A 3,026-nucleotide genomic window follows, 5' to 3' on the forward strand; every position below is an offset into this window, starting at 1 on the left:
GCGCTTTGCGGCGAAATGGAGTCCTGGCTTAAATTTGAGCCCGTAAAATTTAGTGACGAGCTTGCGGTCTCGCTAGAATCCGCCTCGGTAGAATTTAAAGACCGGGCAGCCGATAACGATACTTTCTGTGCTTGAATTTCGTTAGAATTTGGCTCATCTAAATTTAAAGGTGCGAAATTTTTATCGACTGAGTTCTGTTGCGCTCCGAAAAGGTCTACGCAAACGATGATTTTAACGCCCTCGCCGTCGTTATAAACCTCGCCTTTCAGCCCCAAATCCACGGCGAGCTTGTAGACGAACGGGCGAAACCCGACCCCCTGCACTGCTCCGAAAACCTCAAATTTGGCCGCTTTCATGCATGTGCTTTCATAAATCGCGCACCGCAGGAGGCTATTTTGCGGGTAAAATGCGTTCGCGGCAAGTGGACAAAACGTACCGGGCGCCTCAAAATATGCTCTAAATTTAATAAAATTTGATCCTTTACGCCCGTGCCCCTTGCCGCTTTTTTGAAATTTCGCGTGATCTCATCTGCGCTAAGCTTAGCCCGTATGACGCGGCTATCGGCACTGCAATGTCCACGCAACTCGCTATTTTGCGGATAAGACTTAGGAGTTTTGCCCAAAATTCGCATATATGCCCAATCTATCGAGTTTGAAGCGCGAAGCTGTCGCTAAAGCTCGCGTCAAAATTTTTGCAAAGCTTAAGCATCAAATCCGCAAATTTGCGCCCGCTAAACATCGCGCCGCCGAAGATCAAAACGTCAAAATCCTCTTTGCGCTCATCCGCCAGATCGCTTAAAAAATAGCCCAAACTATCGAAAAATCCGAACGCAAACAGCTTTTCATTGGCGCCTGCGAGCGCATAGCTCATCGCCGAGCGCAAAATTTTATCCGCTTGCAGGCAGCCGCGTCCGTCCGTGCAAAAATCAAGCCGCACCCCTTTGCCGCCCGCAAAATCCTCCGCGCTCGCCATCAAAAACGCCGCATCGCGCCCCCAGATAAGCTGTGCGGCGACGCTAAAGATGCTGTGAAATCCCGCGTTTGCGCTTTTTAAAATTTCATCGATTTTCGCGGCGTCTACGTTAAATTTGGCGCTAAAATTTTCAAGCAGTTTCGTGCCTGTTTCGTCCGCGCAAATTTGAGCCCTAAGCTCGTCAAAACTGCGCGGCAGATCAAATTTAAGTAAAATTTTTTTGGAGCTTTCGCCATAAATTGCTATCTCATCGTCCGCATCCACGCCCAAAAAGCAGCGCAAAACCCGTTTTTTTTGGTCATTTAAAAGCCCCTTTTCGCGACACGTAAGCGCAAAAAGAGCGGAGTTTTTATCCTTTGAGTTTTTCAAATAAGCGCTTGCAGCGTCGCTTAAAAAGTCCTCGTTTTGCACGATCAAAAAGCCGTTTTGCAGCGGCGCGACTTTAAAAATTTTATCTTTTTGCGCCGCGCTTTCGCATTTTGCGCTTAAAAAATAGATCCCGTCGCTTGCCAAAGCGCGCACCAGCGCAAACACAAATATGTCGCCCGCAAGCTTTACGTCAAAAAATTTAGGCGCGTCCTCGTGATTTTTTCTAAAGATCGCATTGGTTTTTAGGCTTATGAGCGGCTTTTCGAAGGCTGCGAGCACGATTTTACTCTTTTCGTCGCTCACAAAAATCCCATCCAGCGCGCCCACTCCCGCGGCTATCAAAAAATCGGCGCTAAAATCCACATCCGCCTTGAGCGTGAAAGTTGCGCCGCCGCGCTTAATCTGCACCTGCTGAGCATGAAATAAGTTTATGCGGCAAAGCTCCAGTAAGCCGGCGAAATTATCCCTGCATACCGCTTTAAATTTTCCCTCATGAAGCACGTCGGTGCCGCTTATTACTCCGAATTCGTTTTGAGACGGCTCGGCGTGAGCGAGGTATTCCTTCATCACTCGCGGAGTGAAATTATTAAATTTAGCCGTGCTATGGGCGTTTGAAATTTCATCCTCTAAAAATTTGCTTAAATCGCCCGAGGAGGCATCTTTAAACATGCCGTTAAATTTCAGCGCTTTCGCTTCGGCGCCGCCCTCGTCCATCACGCGCACGGAGGATTTAGCCAAAAATATGGAGTTTGGAATCAGCGGCATCGCCTCGTCGCTAAATTTTAAAATTTCATCCTCGCCGCCGCGCACGAAAAGGCTTATTAAGCTCGCCTCTTTTTTTAGGCAAAACTCAAGTGCGCTTTTGCGAGCATAAAACAGCAAGAAGTGCGCTATCAGCGCGTTTTCATTAAGGTAGTTAAACTCATATGCTACTATCATCTCGCCCCCTTTTTGCAAATCGATCCGCGATGTCTTGGACGCTAAGATCGGCGATTTTTTCATGCGCGAAACCAAGATCCGATAGGTACTTAAGCGCCGTTTTTTCCATGGTTTTTGAGGACTCTAAAATCACGGAGCTTAGCTTAAAGCTCGCTTCCTCGATGCGCCGCGGCACGACCGCTAGAATTTTAACGTGAGGCAGATCGCCGCAAAGATCCATCATCTGCAGGGTTTGAAGCATTTCGACCTCGTGCGCCGAGCCGCTCCAGCTGATCTGCTTAGGCATCGCGTCGTAGTCGAAAAAATACACCTCGCCGCCCTTTGCGCCGTCCGCGTCTATGCAATCTACGAGCAAAATTTCATCAAATTCCGCCATCGTAGGCATCAAAAAGCTAGCCAGAGTTCCGCCGTCGATAAATCGGATCTGATCCGCGCTGCTGCTCGGCGCGGCTGAATTTGCGGCGACAAAGTCCGCATTGATAGAGCTTTGCGCTGCGGAATTTATAACGGAATTCTGCGAAGTAAAATTTGAAGCGGAATTCTGCTTTGCGGAATGTTCTGAAGTAGAATTTCGGTCTAAATTTACTGCTGCGAAATTTTGCTCAGAGTTAGAATTTGTATCCGCAGAATTTTGCGAGAAGTCGCATTCTATGGAATTTTGCAAGCTAGAATTTTGTATCGCAGATACTTGGGCGGAATTTTGCATAAAATTCTGCGCCGCAAAATTTTCGCCCGCCATAGAATTT

3 protein-coding genes are annotated in these 3,026 nt (G+C 47.8%); all 3 read right to left on the bottom strand.

Going from position 1 to position 3,026, the window contains the following annotated elements:
* Positions 1-356, bottom strand: a 356-nt coding sequence (locus tag Q0236_RS12575; RefSeq protein ID WP_297918683.1) for an acylphosphatase, incomplete at its 3' end; no start/stop codon positions are given.
* A gap of 286 nt (positions 357-642) precedes the next feature.
* Entirely contained in the window at positions 643-2,280 is a 1,638-nt protein-coding gene (locus tag Q0236_RS12580) for a hypothetical protein (protein WP_297918686.1), read from the bottom strand.
* The coding region (locus Q0236_RS12585; RefSeq protein ID WP_297918690.1) for a hydrogenase maturation protease at positions 2,264-3,026 on the bottom strand (763 nt) is incomplete at its 5' end. The genes Q0236_RS12585 and Q0236_RS12580, both read right to left, overlap by 17 nt.

The sequence above is a fragment of the uncultured Campylobacter sp. genome (assembly GCF_938031315.1).
Lineage (GTDB): Bacteria > Campylobacterota > Campylobacteria > Campylobacterales > Campylobacteraceae > Campylobacter_B.

Excerpts from the sequence above, each read along its gene's own strand:
- Q0236_RS12580 (WP_297918686.1), bottom strand. The coding sequence starts at position 2,280 with ATGATAGTAGCATATGAGTTTAACTACCTTAATGAAAACGCGCTGATA.